The organism is Burkholderia pulmonis, from assembly GCF_984667975.1.
Window position 1 is genome coordinate 2,239,656 of the sequence record NZ_OZ480186.1, and the last position, 17,093, is coordinate 2,256,748.

Below are 17,093 nucleotides of genomic sequence, written 5' to 3' on the forward strand. Positions count from 1 at the left end.
CTTCCCGGTTTCGCCCGCCCACGGCCCGTCCCATGCGTATTGACCGGCGCCTCCTGCAGCTCGCGTTCGGCGGGCTGTTCTGGCGCACCTTCCTGCTGATCGCGCTGCTGATCTCGGTCAGTCTCGCCGCGTGGTTCCAGAGCTTTCGCGTGATCGAGCGCGAGCCGCGTGCGCAGCGCGTCGCGCTGCAGCTCGTCGCGGTCGTGAAGCTCACGCGTACCGCCCTGCTCTATTCCGATCCCGATCTGCGGCGCGCGCTGCTGCAGGATCTCGAGAGCAACGAGGGCGTGCGCGTGTACCCGCGCGAGAAAACCGACAAGTTCAAGCTGCAGCCCGACGAATCGCTGAACCGCCTGATCGAACACGACATCCGCAGCCGCCTCGGCGACGATACCGTGATCGCGCAGTCGGTCAACGACATTCCCGGCGTGTGGATCAGCTTCAAGATCGACGACGACGATTACTGGGTCGCGCTCGACCGCGACCAGCTCGACAACGTCACGGGCCTGCAGTGGGCCGGCTGGGGCCTGTTCGCGCTCGCGCTGTCGCTGTTCGGCTCCGCGTTCATCACGAGCCTCGTGAACCGGCCGTTCTCGCGGCTCGCACTCGCCGCGCGGCAGATCGGCTCGGGCCAGACACCCGAGCTGCTGCCCGAGCGCGGGATGGGCGTCGCGGCGGACACCAACCGCAGCTTCAACCAGATGGTGCGCGACCTCGAACAGCTCGAGGCCGACCGCGCACTGATGCTCGCCGGCATCTCGCACGACCTGCGCACGCCGCTCGCGCGGTTGCGGCTCGAAACCGAGATGAGCCCGTCCGACCAGGCGACCAAGGATGCGATGGTCGACGACATCGAGCAGATGGACCGCATCATCGCGGCCTTCATCGACTACGCTCGCCCGTCGCAACGCAAGCCCGAGCCGGTCGACCTGTCGTCGATCGCGCAGGAGGTCGCCGCGCGCGTGTCGGGCGAGGACGGCGTCGAGATCCGCACGCGGCTCGCGCCGAGCGCGATCATCGAAGCCGACGAGACCGACATGCGCCGCGTGATCGGCAACCTCATCGAGAACGCGCGCAAGTACGGCCAGAGCAAGCAGGACGGCATCTCGCGCATCACGCTCGAGACGCGCGTGACGCACGCGCGCGTCGAGCTGTCGGTGAGCGACGAAGGCCCGGGCATCCCCGAGGATCAATTGCCGCTCGTGATGCGGCCGTTCTATCGCGTCGACACCGCGCGCACCAAGGCGGACGGTACGGGCCTCGGGATGGCGATCGTGCAGCGGCTCGTCGGCCGCTATCGCGGCGCGCTGCGCCTGCGCAACCGCAACCCCGAAGCAGGCCTCGAAGCCACCGTCGAATTCCCCGGCGCCGCCAAGGCGCGTGCGACCGCGTGACACGCGCGCGCACGCATCTTGCGCGTCACACTATCGATCCGGTTGAAAAAAGCTATGAGGATCGTTAGTCAAAATCTATTGAAGCACTTTACTAATAGTGTTATAGTTTTACCCATGCTGTCACATCATCGTTGCAGCACCGAGGTAGCTTGACTCAGTCTTCTTCCCAACTCATACAGGAGTATCCGCATGAAAACCGTGGGCGATAAACTCGAAGCTTTCACCGTCGTAGCCGCGAAGCCGGGCTTCAATCATCACGAGGAAAACGGCCAGTCGGCATTCGAGACCGTCACCGAAGCGTCGTTCCCGGGCAAGTGGAAGATCATCTACTTCTATCCGAAGGATTTCACGTTCGTGTGCCCGACGGAAATCGTCGAGTTCGCGAAGCTCACGAAGCAGTTCGAAGAGCGCGATGCCATCCTGCTGGGTGGCAGCTCGGACAACGAATTCGTCAAGCTCGCATGGCGCCGTGAGCACAAGGACCTCGACAAGCTGAACCACTACGCGTTCGGCGACGTCAAGGGCGAGCTGATCGACCAGCTCGGCGTGCGCGACAAGGAAGCCGGCGTGGCCCTGCGTGCAACGTTCATCGTCGATCCGGACAACACGATCCAGCACGTTTCGGTGAACAACCTGAACGTCGGCCGCAGCCCGGCAGAAGTCCTGCGTATTCTGGACGGCCTGCAAACGGACGAACTGTGCCCGTGCAACCGTGCAGTCGGCGGCGCAACGCTGTAAGCGCATCGATGCACGAAGCCCGCAGCGCACGTCCTGCCTGCGGGCTTTTTTAACGGCCAACCCATAGGAGATATCAATGGAATTCATCGACTCGATTAAGGCACGTATCCCCGACTACGCGAAGGACATTCGCCTGAACCTCGACGGCACGATCTCGCGCTCGTCGCTCGAAGGCACCGACGCGGTCGGCGCCGCGCTGGCGGCGGCCATCGCGGCGAAAAGCACGGTGCTCGTCAAGACGATCCGCGAAGCCGGCGTCCTGTCGCCCGAAGAAACGCACGCCGTGCTGACGGCGGCCGCGCTGATGGGGATGAACAACACCTGGTATCCGTATGTCGAGATGGCCGACGACGCCGACCTGAAGACGCAGCGCGCCGAGCTGCGGATGGGCGCGTATGCGACGCACGGTGGCGTCGACAAGCGCAAGTTCGAGATGTACGCGCTCGCCGCGTCGATCGTCGGCAAGTGCCACTTCTGCGTGAAGTCGCACTATGCGCTGCTGAAGAACGAGCAAGGGATGACCGCCACGCAACTGCGCGACGTCGGCCGGATCGCGTCGGTGATCAACGCCGCCGCGCAGGTGATCGCCGCCGAAGGCGAATAAGCGGTTGCACCGCACGACCGGCAGAGATGCCGGGTGCGGCGTCCGTTTCAAACGAAAATGCCACGCTGACGCGTGGCATTTTTCATTTCGGCGGCACGGCGCGCGGCGCGAACAGCGCGCCGCCGCACGCGGCCGTCAGGCGCCCTGCTTCACCAGCAGTGCGGCGGCCTGCGCCTCGATGCCCTCGCCGCGGCCGAGATAGCCGAGCTTCTCGTTGGTTTTCGCCTTCACGTTCACGCGATCGAGCGGCAGGCCGAGATCGGCCGCGATGTTCGCGCGCATCCCGTCGATATGCGGCGCGAGCTTCGGCGCCTGCGCGATCACGGTGCTGTCGACGTTCTGGATCGTGAAACCGGCCGCCTTCACGCGCTCGGCGCACGCGCGCAGCAGCACGCGGCTGTCCGCGCCCTTGAACGCCGCGTCCGTGTCGGAGAAATGGCGACCGATGTCGCCGAGCGCCGCCGCGCCGAACAGCGCGTCGGTGATCGCGTGCAGCAGCACGTCCGCGTCCGAGTGGCCGAGCAGGCCGCGCTCGTAAGGAATCGTCACGCCGCCGATGATGAGGGGGCGCCCTTCGACGAGCTGATGCACGTCGTAGCCTTGTCCGATTCTGAAATCCATGCGTGTTCCGATTGAGATGGGGTAAAAGTCAGGAAGCGTTCGCGGGGCGCGCGAGAATCGCTTCCGCGAGCGCGAAATCTTCCGGGTACGTGACCTTGAAATTGCGCAGGCTGCCCTGCACGACGCGCGGCGTATGGCCGGCCCATTCGATTGCGCTCGCTTCGTCGGTCAGGTCGTGCCCTTCGCGCTGCGCGCGCAGGATCGCCTCGCGCAGCATGCCGATGCGGAACATCTGTGGCGTCTGCGCCTGCCACAGCGCGTCGCGCGGCTCGGTGCGCGCGATCGCGTCGCCGCCGGCCGGCACGCGCTTGAGCGTATCGGCCACCGGCAGCGCGACGATACCGCCCACCGGGTCGTCCTTCAGCGCCGCGACGAGCGTGCGGATCAGCTCCGGCGTGATGCCCGGGCGCGCGGCGTCGTGCACCAGCACCCAGTCCTGGTCGGTCGCGCCGAATTCGGCCAGCTCCAGCAGCCCGTTCAGCACCGACGCCTGCCGCGAGCCGCCGCCGCAGCGGCGCACCGCAAAGCGCAGGCCCGCGAAGCGACGCGCGTCGAAATGGGAATCGTCGGGCGCGAGCACGACGAGGGTCTGCGCGAACTCGCTGCACGCGTCGAACGCCGCAAGCGTGTAATGGAGCAGCGCGCGGCCGGCCAGCGTGCGATATTGCTTCGGCACGGCCGAGCCGGAACGGCTGCCCGTGCCGGCACAGGGAATCAGGGCAAAAAGTCGGGGAGTCACGAAAGGAAACGCCGGAAAGATGAAATCGAGAAGCGGATTTTATAATAGGTCTTTCGTCTCGACCGGCGCACCGCGATGCGCCCGTGCACGCCACCCCTGTCGTCCCTATGCCAGATAACGCTTCCAACCCGTCAGCCTCCCCCGTTGCCCGCGTCAAGCCCGGCCAGCGTTTCGCCTTCGACGGCGCGCACGGCTCCGCCGACGCGCTCGCCATCGCCCGTTATCTCGCCGACAACCGCCAGGACGTGCCGCTCCTCGCGGTGATCTGCGCGAACGCGGTCGACGCGCAGCGGCTGTCGCAGGAAATCCGCTATTTCTCGCCCGACGCACGCGTGCGCCTGCTGCCGGACTGGGAAACGCTGCCGTACGACACGTTCTCGCCGCACCAGGATCTCGTGTCCGAGCGGCTTGCCACGCTGCACGACCTCGGCGAAGGCCGCTGCGACATCCTGCTCGTGCCGGCGACTACCGCGCTGTACCGGATGCCGCCCGCATCGTTCATGGCCGCGTACACGTTCGCGTTCGCGCAGGGCGAGCGGCTCGACGAGGCGAAGCTGAAGTCGCAGCTCACGCTGGCCGGCTACGAGCACGTGAGCCAGGTCGTGCGGCCCGGCGAATACTGCGTGCGCGGCTCGCTGATCGACCTGTACCCGATGGGCTCGCCGCTGCCGTACCGGATCGACCTGTTCGACGACCAGGTCGACTCGATCCGCGCGTTCGACCCCGACACGCAGCGCAGCCTGTACCCGGTACGCGACGTGCGCCTGTTGCCCGGCCGCGAGTTCCCGTTCGACGAAGCCGCCCGCACGGCCTTCCGCAGCCGCTGGCGCGAAACCTTCGAAGGCGACCCGAGCCGCGCGCCGATCTACAAGGACATCGGCAACGGCGTGCCGTCCGCCGGCATCGAGTATTACCTGCCGCTGTTCTTCGACGAGACGGCCACGCTGTTCCACTACCTGCCGCAGGACGCGCACCTCGTGTTCACCGGCGACCTCGAGGCGTCGATCCGCCGCTTCACGGCCGATACGAAGCAGCGTCACGCGTTCCTCGCACACGATCGCGAGCGGCCGATCCTCGAGCCGCAGCGGCTGTTCCTGTCCGACGAGGATTTCTTCGCGTTCTCGAAGCCGTTCGCGCGCGTCGTGCTGCCCGCGCAGCCGGCCGGCGGCTGGGCCACGGCGCTGCCGGAGCTCACCGTCGACCGCCATGCCGACGATCCGCTCGTGTCGCTGCGTACGTTCGTCCAGTCGTCGGGCAAGCGCGTGCTGCTGACGGTCGAATCGGCCGGCCGCCGCGAGACGATCCTGCAACTGCTCGCCGAACACCACCTGCGCCCCGCGTCGAACGACCACTTCGCGGGCTGGCTCGCGAGCGACGAACGCTTCGCGCTCGGCGTCGCACCGCTCGCGAACGGCTTCGCGGTGCCGGGCGAAGGCTATGCGGTCGTCACCGAAACCGAGCTGTACGGCGCGCTCGGCCGCCGCGCGGGCCGCCGCCGGCAGGAGCAGGCGAGCAACGTCGACGCGATGGTGCGCGACCTGTCGGAGCTGAAGGTCGGCGACCCGGTCGTCCACGCGCAGCACGGCATCGGCCGCTACATGGGCCTCGTGTCGATGGATCTCGGCGAAGGCGAGACCGAATTCCTGCATCTCGAATACTCGGGCGACAGCAAGCTCTACGTGCCCGTCGCGCAACTGCACGTGATCTCGCGCTACAGCGGCGCCGATCCGGACAGCGCGCCGCTGCACGCACTCGGCTCCGGCCAGTGGGAGCGTGCGAAGCGCAAGGCCGCGCAGCAGATCCGCGATACGGCCGCCGAGCTGCTGAACCTGTATGCGCGACGCGCGGCCCGCGAAGGCCATGCATTCGCGCTCGACCCGCGCGACTACGTGAAATTCGCGGAAAGCTTCGGTTTCGAGGAAACGCCCGACCAGGCCGCGGCGATCGCGGCCGTGATCGGCGACATGACGAGCGGCAAGCCGATGGACCGCCTCGTGTGCGGCGACGTCGGCTTCGGCAAGACCGAGGTCGCGCTGCGCGCCGCGTTCATCGCGGTGATGGGCGGCAAGCAGGTCGCGCTGCTGTCGCCGACCACCCTGCTCGCCGAGCAGCACACGCAGACCTTCGCCGACCGCTTCGCGGACTGGCCGGTGCGGATCGTCGAGCTGTCGCGCTTCAAGACCACGAAGGAAGTGAACGCCGCGATCGCGCAGATCAACGAAGGCAGCGTCGACATCGTGATCGGCACGCACAAGCTGCTGTCGTCGGACGTGCAGTTCAAGCGCCTCGGCCTCGTGATCATCGACGAGGAACACCGCTTCGGCGTGCGCCAGAAGGAGGCGCTGAAGGCGCTGCGTGCGGAAGTCGACGTGCTGACGCTCACCGCGACGCCGATCCCGCGTACGCTCGGGATGGCGCTGGAGGGGCTGCGCGATTTCTCGGTGATCGCGACCGCGCCGCAGAAGCGGCTCGCGATCAAGACCTTCGTGCGTCGCGAGGAAGAAAGCGTGATCCGCGAGGCGATGCTGCGCGAGCTGAAGCGCGGCGGCCAGGTGTACTTCCTGCACAACGAGGTCGAGACGATCGAGAACCGCAAGGCGATGCTCGAGGCGCTCGTGCCCGAAGCGCGCATCGTGATCGCGCACGGCCAGATGCACGAGCGCGAGCTCGAACGCGTGATGCGCGATTTCGTCGCGCAGCGCGCGAACGTGCTGCTGTGCACGACCATCATCGAGACCGGCATCGACGTGCCGAGCGCGAACACGATCATCATGCACCGCTCGGACAAGTTCGGCCTCGCTCAGCTTCACCAGCTGCGCGGCCGCGTCGGCCGCTCGCACCACCAGGCCTACGCGTACCTGCTGGTCCACGATCCGCAGTCGCTGACCAAGCAGGCGCAGCGCCGGCTGGAAGCGATCCAGCAGATGGAAGAACTCGGCTCGGGTTTCTATCTCGCGATGCACGACCTCGAGATCCGCGGCACCGGCGAGGTGCTCGGCGACAAGCAGTCGGGCGAGATTCACGAGATCGGCTTCCAGCTCTACACCGACATGCTGAACGACGCGGTGAAGGCGCTGAAGAACGGCAAGGAGCCCGACCTCACCGCCCCGCTCGCCGCGACGACGGAAATCAACCTGCATGCCCCTGCGATCCTGCCGGCCGACTACTGCGCGGACGTGCAGGAACGGCTGTCGCTGTACAAGCGGCTCGCGAACTGCGAGCACGGCGACGCGATCGACGGCATCCAGGAAGAACTGATCGACCGCTTCGGCAAACTGCCGCCGCAGGCGCACGCGCTCGTCGAGACGCATCGTCTGAGGATTGCCGCGAAGCCGCTCGGCATCGTGAAGATCGACGCGAGCGAGGTCGCAATCGGGCTGCAGTTCGAGCCGAATCCGCCGATCGATCCGATGCGGATCATCGAGATGGTGCAGAAGCATCGCCACATCAAGCTCGCGGGCCAGGACAAGCTGCGCATCGAGACGCGCTCGCCCGATCTCGCGATCCGCGTGTCGACGATCAAGGAGACGCTGCGCGCGCTCGGCCCGAAACAGGGTGCGGCCGCCGCGGCGCGCTGATGCGATATTGACGGGCGCGGTGTTGCTGCACCGCATCGCGCCCGGCGAAGGCGGGCCGGCGCGTTTTTGAGTATGATTTTCCCATTCATCAGACGGAGTTTTGCCATGTCCACTCTCGACGCGAAAGCGCCGTCCGCCGCAACCGAAGGCGACGCATCGCTCGTCAGCCTGCCCTGGGTCGAGCAACTCGTGTCGATGGACACGACGAGCCGCGTGCCGAACCTCGGCCTGATCGAAACGGTGCGCGACGCGCTCGCCGCGAAGGGCATCGCATCGACGATCACGCACGATCCGCGCGAAGGCTGGGCGAACCTGTTCGCGACCGTGCCCGCGCACGACGGCGCGACGAATGGCGGCATCGTGCTGTCGGGGCACACCGACGTCGTGCCGGTCGACGGCCAGCAATGGGACAGCAACCCGTTCGCGCCGGAAATCCGCGACGGCCGCCTGTACGGCCGCGGCACCTGCGACATGAAGGGCTTCATCGGCACGGCGCTGGCGCTGCTGCCCGAGATGCAGGCGACGAAGCTCGCGAAACCGATCCATTTCGCGCTCTCCTACGACGAGGAAATCGGCTGTGCGGGCGCCCCGCTGATGATCGCCGACCTCGTGAAGCGCGGCGTGCAGCCGTCGGGCTGCATCGTCGGCGAGCCGACCAGCATGCGGCCGATCATCGCGCACAAGGGCATCAACGCATACCGCTGCTGCGTACGCGGCCACGCGGCACACTCGTCGCTCACGCCGAAGGGGCTCAACGCGATCGAATATGCGGCACGCCTCATCTGCCACATCCGCGACATCGCCGACCGGTTCCGCGCCGAAGGCCCGTTCGACGAGCTGTACGACGTGCCGTTCTCGACCGCGCAGACGAGCACGATCCAGGGCGGCAACGCGATCAACACGGTGCCGGCCGAGTGCCGCTTCGACTTCGAATTCCGCAACCTGCCGACGCTCGATCCCGAACAGATCTTCACGCGCATCGAAGCGTATGCGCAGGACACGCTGCTGCCGCAGATGCTGCGCGAGCATCCGAATGCCGCGATCGAATTCTCGAAGATCGCCGCGGCGCCCGGCCTCGATGCAACCGAACAGGCCGCGATCACGCAGCTCGTGCGCGCGCTGACGGCCGACCAGGACAAGCGCAAGGTCGCATACGGCACCGAGGCCGGGCTGTTCGCACGCGCAGGCATCCCGAGCGTCGTGTGCGGGCCCGGCAACATCGAGCAGGCGCACAAGCCGAACGAGTATGTCGAGCTCGCGCAGCTCGCCGGCTGCGAGCAGTTCCTGCGCAAGTTCATCCGCAGCATGTCGGTCGACGCGCACTGACTGCCTCCCGCCACGCCGGCCCGCGTGTGCGAGCCGGCCCACTCCGCCACCTGCCACGTCATGTCGACTGAACAACCGGGCGCTGCCCATACGACGATCGACGGCGAGCCGATTCCGACGCTCGACGAAATCGCCGCCCAGCATTTCGCATTGTCGCCGTGGGTCGCGCGCACGCCCGTGTTCGAGCGCGCCGACCTGCCGTCCCTCGAGGGCACGCACGTCAACTTCAAGTTCGAGCTGCTGCAGGTGAGCGGTAGCTTCAAGGCGCGCGGCGCGTTCACGCACCTGCTCGCGCTCGACGAAGCGCGCAAGAACGCGGGCGTCACCTGCGTGTCGGCCGGCAATCATGCGGCAGCCGTCGCGTATGCGGCGATGCGGCTCGGCAGCAGCGCGAAGGTCGTGATGTTCCAAACCGCGAGCCCGACGCGCATCGCGCAGTGCAAGCAGTACCGCGCGGAAGTCGTGCTCGCGGGCAGCGCATCGCAGGCGTTCGATCTCGTGCGGCGCATCGAGGCCGAGGAAGGCCGTTTCTTCATTCATCCGTTCAACGGTTATCACACGATCCTCGGCACCGCGACGCTCGGCTACGAATGGGCGACGCAGACGCCCGACCTCGACGCGGTGATCGTGCCGATCGGCGGCGGCGGGCTCGCGGCCGGCATGGCGACCGCGCTGCGGCTCGCGAACCCGCGCGTGCACGTGTACGGCGTCGAGCCGGAGGGCGCCGACGCGATGAGCCGCAGCTTCGCGGCGAATCACACGATCAAGATGAGCGCGATGCAGACGATCGCCGATTCGCTGATGGCGCCGCACACCGAGGAATACAGCTACCAGCTGTGCCGGCGCCACATCGACCGCATCGTCACCGTATCCGACGACGCGCTGCGCGCCGCGATGCTGTTCCTGTTCTCGCACCTTAAGCTGTCGGTCGAGCCGGCCTGCGCGGCCGCGCTCGCCGCGCTGCTCGGCCCGCTGCGCGAAACGCTGCAGGGCAAGCGCGTCGGCGTGCTGCTGTCGGGCACGAACACCGATCCCGGCACGCTCGGCATGCACCTCGCGCACGCGAAATTGCAGCACTGACCCCGTATCGGGCAACCGCAGCCAACCTAGGGTTATCCCCAGATTATGTTGACAGCCCTGTTGATAACCCACCGGACACGCACGCAAGTGGTTGAGCGCGCAGCGTTTTGCGCGCACGAAGGTCGATCGTCACGAAATGGGCAGATGCGGCCGCTGGCCGCATGCGCGATGGCGCTCGCGCTGCTCGCCGGTTGCGCGACGGCACCCTCGCCCGTCGCCAACGCACAACCGGCGTCCTGCACACAGCCGGGCGAAAGCCGCATGCTGCAGGCCGACCTGCTGTTCGGGCGCGACATCGCGGGGCGCGGCCCCGTTACCGATGCGGAACGCGCGACGTTTCTCGCCGACACCGTCACGCCGCGCTTTCCCGACGGCCTCACCTACTGGGACACGCACGGCCAGTGGCGCGACCGCACGACCGGCGGCGTCACGCGCGAGGACAGCTTCGTGATCCGTATCGTCGCCGACGATACGCCCGATACGCGCACGCGGCTCGCCGCGATCCGGCAAGCGTACATGCAGCGCTTCCACCAGCAATCGGTCGGCATCACGGTGGTGCCGGCTTGCGCGTCGTTCTGACGCCCCTTCTCCTGCTGCCGGCAACACGCGAAAAAAACGGGCGCCCGAAGGCGCCCGTCGCAGGTCTGAAGCACGGCGTACCGCTTACTTGTTCTCGAACATGTCCATGATCTGCTGCTTCTCCTGCGGCGTGACGGGCGGCGGCGCGAGCCCGGCCGCGCCGGCCGAACCCAGCGCGTCGTTCGCGCTGATCGCGTTCTCGGCCGGGTTGATGTCGACGTTCGCGACGAAGCCGTTGCCCGGCGTGCGATCGGCGTAGTACAGCTCGCCGTCGATCGAGGTCAGGCCGTCCGGCATCGGCATCTGCTGCTCCGGCACGCCGTTCAGCGCGGTGCGCATGTAGTTCACCCAGATCGGCAACGCGAGCTGCGCGCCGAATTCGCGGCTGCCGAGGCTCTTCGGCTGGTCGAAGCCCATCCACGCGACCGCGACGAGCGACTGCTGGTAGCCGGCGAACCAGCCGTCCTTCGCGTCGTTCGTCGTACCGGTCTTGCCCTGCAGGTCGCTGCGGCCCAGCACGTTGGTGCCCGCGCCCGTGCCGGCCGTCGCGACCGAATGCAGCAGGCTGTTCATCACGTACGCGTTACGGCCTTCGATCGTGCGCGGCGCGGTGCCGCCCGCGACCACCGGCTGCGACTTCTGCAGCGGCTGGCCGCGCGCGTCGTCGACTTCGGCGATCAGGTACGGATCGACCTTGTAGCCGCCGTTCGCGAACACCGCGTAGCCGGTCGCGAGCTGCAGCGGCGTCACGAGGCCCGCACCGAGCGCCATCGGCAGGTACGGCGGCGTCTTCGCCGGGTCGAAGCCGAAGCGCTGCGTCACGTACTGCTGCGCATACTGCGTGCCGATCGATGCGAGGATCCGGATCGACACGAGGTTCTTCGAACGCTGCAGGCCGGTGCGCATCGTCATCGGGCCGTCCGGCTGGTCGTCGTCCTTCGGCTCCCACGCAGTGCCGCCCGGCACGCTCGGCGGGAAATACAGCGGCGCGTCGTTGATCATCGTCGCCGGCCCCATGCCCTTGTCGAGCGACGCCGAGTAGATGAACGGCTTGAACGACGAGCCCGGCTGCCGCCACGCCTGCGTCACGTGGTTGAACTTGCTCTTGTTGAAGTCGAAGCCGCCGACGAGCGAGCGGATCGCACCGTCCTGCGGCGCGATCGCGACGAGCGCGCCTTCGACCTGCGGCAACTGCACGACCTGCCAGCCCGTCTTGCCGTCCTTCAGCACGCGCACGACCGAGCCCGGCTTGATGCGCAGCGCGTTGTTCGCGCGCGGCCCGAGCGCGGCCGACACGAAGCGCAGCCCGGCCGGGCCGATCGTCGTGGTCGCGCCGCCGACGAACTGCACGTCGACCGCGTTCGGCGACGCCGACAGCACGACCGCCGACTGCAGGTCGCCGTTGTCCGGGTGATCGGCGAGCGCATCGTCGATCGCCTCGTCGCGCTCGTCACCGGCCGCAGGCAGGTTGATCGACGCTTCCGGACCGCGATAGCCGTGACGGCGCTCGTAGTCGAGAATGCCGCGACGCACGGCCTGGTATGCGGCTTCCTGGTCGGCCGAGTTGATCGTCGTCGTGACGGTCAGCCCGCGCGTATAGGTTTCGTCCTTGTACTGCTGGTACATCATCTGACGCACCATCTCGGCAACATACTCGCCGTGCACTGCGTACTGGTTGCCCGGCGTGCGCACGTGAATCTCTTCCTTGATCGCTTCGTCGTACTGCGGCTGCGTGATGTAGCCAATGTCGAGCATGCGCTTCAGGATGTATTCCTGGCGCACCTTCGCGCGCTTCGGATTGACGACCGGGTTATACGCGGACGGCGCCTTCGGCAGCCCCGCGAGCATCGCCGCTTCCGCGAGCGTGATGTCCTTCAGGTCCTTGCCGAAATACACGCGTGCAGCGGCCGCAAAACCGTACGAGCGCTGGCCGAGATAGATCTGGTTCATGTACAGCTCGAGGATCTGGTCCTTCGTCAGGGCCTTCTCGATCTTGTACGCGAGCAGCATTTCGTAGATCTTGCGCGTGTAGGTCTTCTCGCTCGACAGGAAGAAGTTGCGCGCGACCTGCATCGTGATCGTGCTCGCGCCCTGCCGCGCGCCGCCGTGCATCAGGTCGGCCACGCCGGCGCGCAGGATGCCGACGAAGTCGACGCCGCCGTGTTCGTAGAAGCGGTAGTCCTCGATCGCGAGCACGGCCTTCTTCATCACGTCGGGAATGTCCTGGAAGCGCACGAGGCTGCGGCGCTCCTCGCCGAACTCGCCGATCAGCACGTGATCGGCGGTGAACACGCGCAGCGGCACCTTCGGCTGGTAGTTGGTCAGCGCGTCGAGCGACGGCAGTTGCGGCGCCATCACGACCAGCGCGTAGCCGACGATCAGCGCGCCGACGATCGCCAGCGTCACGAACAGGCCGGCGAACCACATCGCGACGCGCGAGCCGAACGAGCGGCGACGCCCGCCGCCGCCGCTGCGCTGCTGCGCGTGGCGGTCGTCGTCGCGATCGTCGTCATCGGGGTAATAGGCTCCGGACGGTGAACGGCGCAGCGTGTAGTGGGGTTCTTTCCTGTCGGAAGACGAAGACGGTCGTTTGATAATTGGCATGTCGGAATGGCGGGCGTACGTGGCGCCCTCGGACGCATGCGGAAATGCAAGCGGATGAATCAGATTGAGTGCATCGAGATGCGGCTGTCACGTCGACAGACCCCGCCGCGCGGCGATCCGTTCCCGCGACGTGACAGCGCATTTTAATGAAATCGACCGGGTGCCTTCGCGATTTTTTGTAAAAATTCCCGCAATGCCGTAATTTGCGGAACGTATTGTCGGCATCCTCGGCCTATGATGGACACGCAATACGGCGCGCCACGGCCGTTTCTTTCAATCGCGAAAGGTTCGGCATCCTGATGCGCAAGCCGCTTGAACTTGCGCGTTTAAGCCGTATTTAAGTGAACCGGTGGTCTAATGGCCGCCGGCTCACGCGGGTCGGAACCGGCCCGCAGCGGGCACTGCCGCGGTCACGCGGCGCCTTTCAACCACGGAGGATTTCATGTCGCTTTTCGACTCTGTTTCGCGCACGATCAAAGGCCTGCTGAACGATGCGGCCGATTCGGTACAGGATCCGTCGCGCGACGCACGGCAGATCGTGCGGGAGCTCGACGACAGCATCGGCCGTGCCGAAAATTCGCTGATCGAGATCGAAGCGCAGGTCGCGACCCAGCGCAGCAAGCGCGATTCGGCCGACGACAAGGTCAAGAAGTACGAGGACGGCGCGAAGCGCGCACTGCAGGGCGGCGACGAAGCGCTCGCCCGCGAGGCGCTCGCCGCGCAGTCGAACGCGGAAGCCGAGCGCGATGCGCTCGCAGCCGAGCTGACGACGCTCGAGCCGTCGGTCGACAAGCTGAAGGGGCAGATCGCCGACATGCGTCAGCGCCGCAACGACCTGAATGCACGCTCCAACATCCTGCAGGCCAAGCAGGAAATCGCGCAGGCGAAGGACGTCGCAGCCGGCGCGCTGGGCGGCATCGGCGGCAAGAACCTGTCCGAGGACTTCCAGAAGCTCGAGGACAAGGTCGCGCTGCAGAACGCACGCTCGGACGCACGCCTGAATTCGGCCGACACGTCGAGCGGCAAGGCGCTCGACGACAAGCTCGCCGCGCTGAACAAGGGCCCGTCGGTCGAGGATCGCCTCGCCGCGCTGAAGAAGCAACTCGATACGCCCGCGCAGTAACGGCAACTGCGGGCAACCGCGCCGCGGCCCGGCCCGGGCGCGCGGCGCGAACCGATCGTCAGGAGACGGGCGCATGCGCCCGGTTCGACCATGAAGAAATCCCTCGCCGCACTCGGCCTCTCGCTGATGTTGCTGTCGTCCGCCGCGTTTGCGGTACCGTCGCTGCAGCAAGTCGAGCAATCGATCGCACAGCGCAACTGGCAGCAAGCCGACACGCAGCTGTCGCAAGTCATCGACGCCCATCCGAACAACGCGCACGCACGCTACCTGTATGCGCAGGTGCTGGACCGCGAAGGCCGCGCGTCCGACGCGCTCGCGCAACTGGAGCGCGCCAAGTCGCTCGATCCGCAACTGAAGTTCACCGACGCGGCGCATTTCGCGCAAACGGAGTCGCGCGTTCGCGCCGACGCCGCACGTGTGAGCGGCAACACGCCGTCGGCCACGCAGGCCGGCACGCTGCAATCGTCGCTCGCGCCCGCCGTACCGGCCGAAAAACACGGCCCGTCGACCAGCATGTGGATCGGTCTCGGGCTGATCGTCGCGGTGATCGCGCTGGTGCTGCGCTGGACGCTGCGGCGCGCACGCACGGCCGACGACGGCCGCGCCGACGACGAGCGCCGCACGCAGCTCAAGCGCGCCACCGACGTGCTGAACGACATCCGGCCGCTGAAACTCGACGCGAAACTGTCGACGGCGCCAGGCGCCGCGGCACTCATCGGTGAAATCGAAGCGGTCGAGACCGATGCGCGCACGCTCGTCGAGGCGCTGTCGAACGGCAAGAATCCGGTGCCGCCATATCGCGTCGATGAACTCGAACAGCGTCACGCCAGCGTGAAGGCCCGCGTCGAAGGCCGGCCCGACCCGGCCGCGCAGCCCACGGCGCCGGCCAACGGCAGCGGCTCCGTGTACGCGCAGGAAGCCGATCGCATGACGGGTGCGCAAGGTCAACCGTATCCGCCGCAACCCTATCCGCAACAGCAGCCGCCCGTCGTGATCCAGCAAGGCGGCGGCGGTTTCGGCGGCGGGATGGGCGGGCTGCTGACCGGCGTGCTGCTCGGCGAGGCGATGTCGGGCGGCCGCGAGCGCGTGGTCGAGCGCGACGTGATCGTCGACGGCGAGCGCCGTCGGCAGGAGCAGGATCCGGGCTTCGACCTCGGCCGCGGCGACGATTCCAGCTGGAGCGACGGCAATAGCGGCGGCGGCATGGATCTCGGCAGCAACGACGACGGCTGGACCGACGACAACTCCTGAACCCCCGCACACGGGCGCCGACGTTCACGTCGACGCCCCCGTCACGCACGCCACGCTCCCCTGCATGACCGGCCGCGCCGACGCGCGGATTTGTCAATCATTTCAAGATGGACTACCGGCATGGGGGAGCGTTCGCTATCATGCGGCCATCGGCGTGCCACCGACCCTCATTCGACGCAATGCAATCCTGCGCGTCGCGGCACGCTTCCCCTCGCCCCAACCAGGAGAAAGCCGCTCATGAGCATCATCAAGGAATTCAAGGAGTTCGCCGTCAAGGGCAACGTGATGGATCTCGCCGTCGGCGTGATCATCGGCGGCGCGTTCTCGAAGATCGTCGACTCGATCGTGAAAGATCTCATCATGCCGGTCATCGGCGTGCTGACCGGCGGCCTGGATTTCTCGAACAAGTTCGTTCTGCTCGGCACCATCCCCCCGACGTTCAAGGGTAATCCCGATTCGTTCAAGGACCTGCAGGCCGCGGGTGTGGCCGCATTCGGTTACGGCTCGTTCATCACCGTGGCGATCAATTTCGTCATCCTCGCATTCATCATTTTCCTGATGGTGAAATTCATCAACAAGCTGCGCAAGCCGGACGAAGCCGCGCCGGCCGCCACGCCGGAAGACACCGTGCTGCTGCGCGAGATCCGCGATTCGCTCAAGCAGCGCTGATCGCCGCGCACTCCGCCAGCCAGGCCCGCCCCGAGCGGGCCTTTTTATTGCGCGCGCGATGCACCGCCGCAAGCGGCCCATCTCACTTTTTTGTGACGGGCGAATGCACGCGCGGGAAAAGCAGGTCTATGATGGAGACTAAACGACAGTACGGGCGCCAAGACGCTGGCTGTGTCGATCATGGCGAGCAGGTCGACGGGAGACATTGATCGTCGTACTGCACGAATGCAGCATTTTCGTGTGCTATAAAGGATCGACATGCGGCGTACATAGCCGGGAGTGGGTCGCATGAAAGTGCCGCATTTCTTGCAATTGTTTTTGAGGCGAGTGTTTATGTCCTTCCCGAAAAAACGTCGGCGTGCGCAACAGGACGGCCAGGAGTCATTCCTCGCGGTCTTGCGCCACTCGAAACCGTTTGCCCAGCTCGACACCAAGATTGCCCGCGCCCGTGCGCAGGACGAACCCGTCCTCTATGCACACGTGCTGCCCGGCCTCGACGTGCTCCTGTGCAGCGTGCGCGGCGCGCAGCCGCCCTATCCGGCCATCGCCGAACTGCGCAAGCGCTGCATCGAATCGATCGCCAACGCGCTCGAGCAGCCGCTGGACGGCCTCGAAAACGGCGGCTACTGGTACGAAGCGAACGGCTTCGGCTTCCTGGTCTTCGCGAGTCGTGCCCGTGCGCGCATCCTGCCCGAGTTTGGTGCAGGCACGAAAGCGAGCCTGCGCGGCGGCCTCGGCCGCCAGAACGCCGGCGACACGACACCACGCTCGCTCGGCTGATTCACCC

The 17,093-nt window shown here is 66.8% G+C and carries 14 protein-coding genes; 11 read left to right on the top strand and 3 right to left on the bottom strand.

Translation table 11 applies throughout. The annotated features are described in order from the left end of the window. The first annotated feature begins 32 nt into the window (after positions 1-32). From AC5LXK_RS10345 to AC5LXK_RS10355, 3 genes are all read left to right on the top strand, one after another. A complete protein-coding gene (locus AC5LXK_RS10345; RefSeq protein WP_493388757.1) occupies positions 33-1,394 on the top strand; it encodes an ATP-binding protein in 1,362 nt (453 codons plus the stop codon). A 189-nt stretch (positions 1,395-1,583) separates the two neighbouring features. Continuing rightward, a complete protein-coding gene (locus tag AC5LXK_RS10350; protein ID WP_047900946.1) occupies positions 1,584-2,132 on the top strand; it encodes a peroxiredoxin in 549 nt (182 codons plus the stop codon). A gap of 76 nt (positions 2,133-2,208) precedes the next feature. Next, on the top strand, positions 2,209-2,736 hold the full coding sequence (locus tag AC5LXK_RS10355; RefSeq protein WP_493388758.1) for a carboxymuconolactone decarboxylase family protein: 528 nt from the start codon (positions 2,209-2,211) through the stop codon (positions 2,734-2,736). Between the two features lie 135 nt (positions 2,737-2,871). Here the strand turns inward: AC5LXK_RS10355 and ispF are convergent, their stop codons facing one another. Further along, positions 2,872-3,357 carry a 2-C-methyl-D-erythritol 2,4-cyclodiphosphate synthase gene (ispF, locus tag AC5LXK_RS10360; protein WP_175845318.1) on the bottom strand — a complete coding sequence of 162 codons (486 nt, stop codon included), beginning with the start codon at positions 3,355-3,357 and terminating at the stop codon, positions 2,872-2,874. Positions 3,358-3,385: 28 nt separating this feature from the next. Continuing rightward, positions 3,386-4,096: a 2-C-methyl-D-erythritol 4-phosphate cytidylyltransferase gene (gene ispD, locus AC5LXK_RS10365; RefSeq protein WP_493388759.1), complete on the bottom strand. Its 711-nt coding sequence runs from the start codon at positions 4,094-4,096 to the stop codon at positions 3,386-3,388. A gap of 107 nt (positions 4,097-4,203) precedes the next feature. On the opposite strand from ispD, the gene mfd reads away from it, so the two are divergent. The 4 genes from mfd (at position 4,204) to AC5LXK_RS10385 (ending at position 10,659) form a co-directional block, all read left to right on the top strand. Then, on the top strand, positions 4,204-7,674 hold the full coding sequence (gene mfd / locus AC5LXK_RS10370) for a transcription-repair coupling factor (protein ID WP_493388760.1): 3,471 nt from the start codon (positions 4,204-4,206) through the stop codon (positions 7,672-7,674). 105 nt (positions 7,675-7,779) lie between these two features. Continuing rightward, on the top strand, positions 7,780-9,000 hold the full coding sequence (argE, locus tag AC5LXK_RS10375; protein WP_493388761.1) for an acetylornithine deacetylase: 1,221 nt from the start codon (positions 7,780-7,782) through the stop codon (positions 8,998-9,000). Between the two features lie 60 nt (positions 9,001-9,060). Continuing rightward, complete coding sequence (locus AC5LXK_RS10380; RefSeq protein ID WP_493388762.1) at positions 9,061-10,080, top strand: threonine/serine dehydratase family protein; 1,020 nt, start codon at positions 9,061-9,063, stop codon at positions 10,078-10,080. 144 nt (positions 10,081-10,224) lie between these two features. Then, complete coding sequence (locus AC5LXK_RS10385; protein ID WP_493388763.1) at positions 10,225-10,659, top strand: DUF3574 domain-containing protein; 435 nt, start codon at positions 10,225-10,227, stop codon at positions 10,657-10,659. A gap of 84 nt (positions 10,660-10,743) precedes the next feature. On the opposite strand, the gene AC5LXK_RS10390 is transcribed toward AC5LXK_RS10385, so the two are convergent. Continuing rightward, positions 10,744-13,263 (bottom strand): penicillin-binding protein 1A, encoded by a 2,520-nt coding sequence (locus tag AC5LXK_RS10390; protein WP_493388764.1) that lies wholly within the window; start codon positions 13,261-13,263, stop codon positions 10,744-10,746. 442 nt (positions 13,264-13,705) lie between these two features. On the opposite strand from AC5LXK_RS10390, the gene AC5LXK_RS10395 reads away from it, so the two are divergent. From AC5LXK_RS10395 to AC5LXK_RS10410, 4 genes are all read left to right on the top strand, one after another. Continuing rightward, positions 13,706-14,386 (top strand): PspA/IM30 family protein, encoded by a 681-nt coding sequence (locus tag AC5LXK_RS10395; protein ID WP_493388765.1) that lies wholly within the window; start codon positions 13,706-13,708, stop codon positions 14,384-14,386. A 90-nt stretch (positions 14,387-14,476) separates the two neighbouring features. Continuing rightward, the gene (locus AC5LXK_RS10400) at positions 14,477-15,637 is read left to right on the top strand and encodes a tetratricopeptide repeat protein (RefSeq protein ID WP_493388766.1); all 1,161 of its coding nucleotides are present in this window, start codon (positions 14,477-14,479) and stop codon (positions 15,635-15,637) included. A gap of 237 nt (positions 15,638-15,874) precedes the next feature. After that, a complete protein-coding gene (gene mscL / locus AC5LXK_RS10405) occupies positions 15,875-16,306 on the top strand; it encodes a large conductance mechanosensitive channel protein MscL (RefSeq protein ID WP_048248527.1) in 432 nt (143 codons plus the stop codon). A 333-nt stretch (positions 16,307-16,639) separates the two neighbouring features. Further along, on the top strand, positions 16,640-17,086 hold the full coding sequence (locus AC5LXK_RS10410) for a hypothetical protein (RefSeq protein ID WP_027784713.1): 447 nt from the start codon (positions 16,640-16,642) through the stop codon (positions 17,084-17,086). The last annotated feature ends 7 nt before the right edge of the window (positions 17,087-17,093 follow it).

Bases quoted from the DNA above. Each gene is read 5' to 3' on its own strand.
- AC5LXK_RS10355 (WP_493388758.1), top strand. From the start codon at position 2,209: ATGGAATTCATCGACTCGATTAAGGCACGTATCCCCGACTACGCGAAG.
- AC5LXK_RS10350 (WP_047900946.1), top strand. From the start codon at position 1,584: ATGAAAACCGTGGGCGATAAACTCGAAGCTTTCACCGTCGTAGCCGCG.
- AC5LXK_RS10390 (WP_493388764.1), bottom strand. From the start codon at position 13,263: ATGCCAATTATCAAACGACCGTCTTCGTCTTCCGACAGGAAAGAACCC.
- mfd (WP_493388760.1), top strand. From the start codon at position 4,204: ATGCCAGATAACGCTTCCAACCCGTCAGCCTCCCCCGTTGCCCGCGTC.
- AC5LXK_RS10410 (WP_027784713.1), top strand. From the start codon at position 16,640: ATGTCCTTCCCGAAAAAACGTCGGCGTGCGCAACAGGACGGCCAGGAG.
- ispF (WP_175845318.1), bottom strand. From the start codon at position 3,357: ATGGATTTCAGAATCGGACAAGGCTACGACGTGCATCAGCTCGTCGAA.
- AC5LXK_RS10395 (WP_493388765.1), top strand. From the start codon at position 13,706: ATGTCGCTTTTCGACTCTGTTTCGCGCACGATCAAAGGCCTGCTGAAC.
- AC5LXK_RS10385 (WP_493388763.1), top strand. From the start codon at position 10,225: ATGCGGCCGCTGGCCGCATGCGCGATGGCGCTCGCGCTGCTCGCCGGT.
- AC5LXK_RS10380 (WP_493388762.1), top strand. From the start codon at position 9,061: ATGTCGACTGAACAACCGGGCGCTGCCCATACGACGATCGACGGCGAG.
- AC5LXK_RS10400 (WP_493388766.1), top strand. From the start codon at position 14,477: ATGAAGAAATCCCTCGCCGCACTCGGCCTCTCGCTGATGTTGCTGTCG.
- argE (WP_493388761.1), top strand. From the start codon at position 7,780: ATGTCCACTCTCGACGCGAAAGCGCCGTCCGCCGCAACCGAAGGCGAC.
- AC5LXK_RS10345 (WP_493388757.1), top strand. From the start codon at position 33: ATGCGTATTGACCGGCGCCTCCTGCAGCTCGCGTTCGGCGGGCTGTTC.
- mscL (WP_048248527.1), top strand. From the start codon at position 15,875: ATGAGCATCATCAAGGAATTCAAGGAGTTCGCCGTCAAGGGCAACGTG.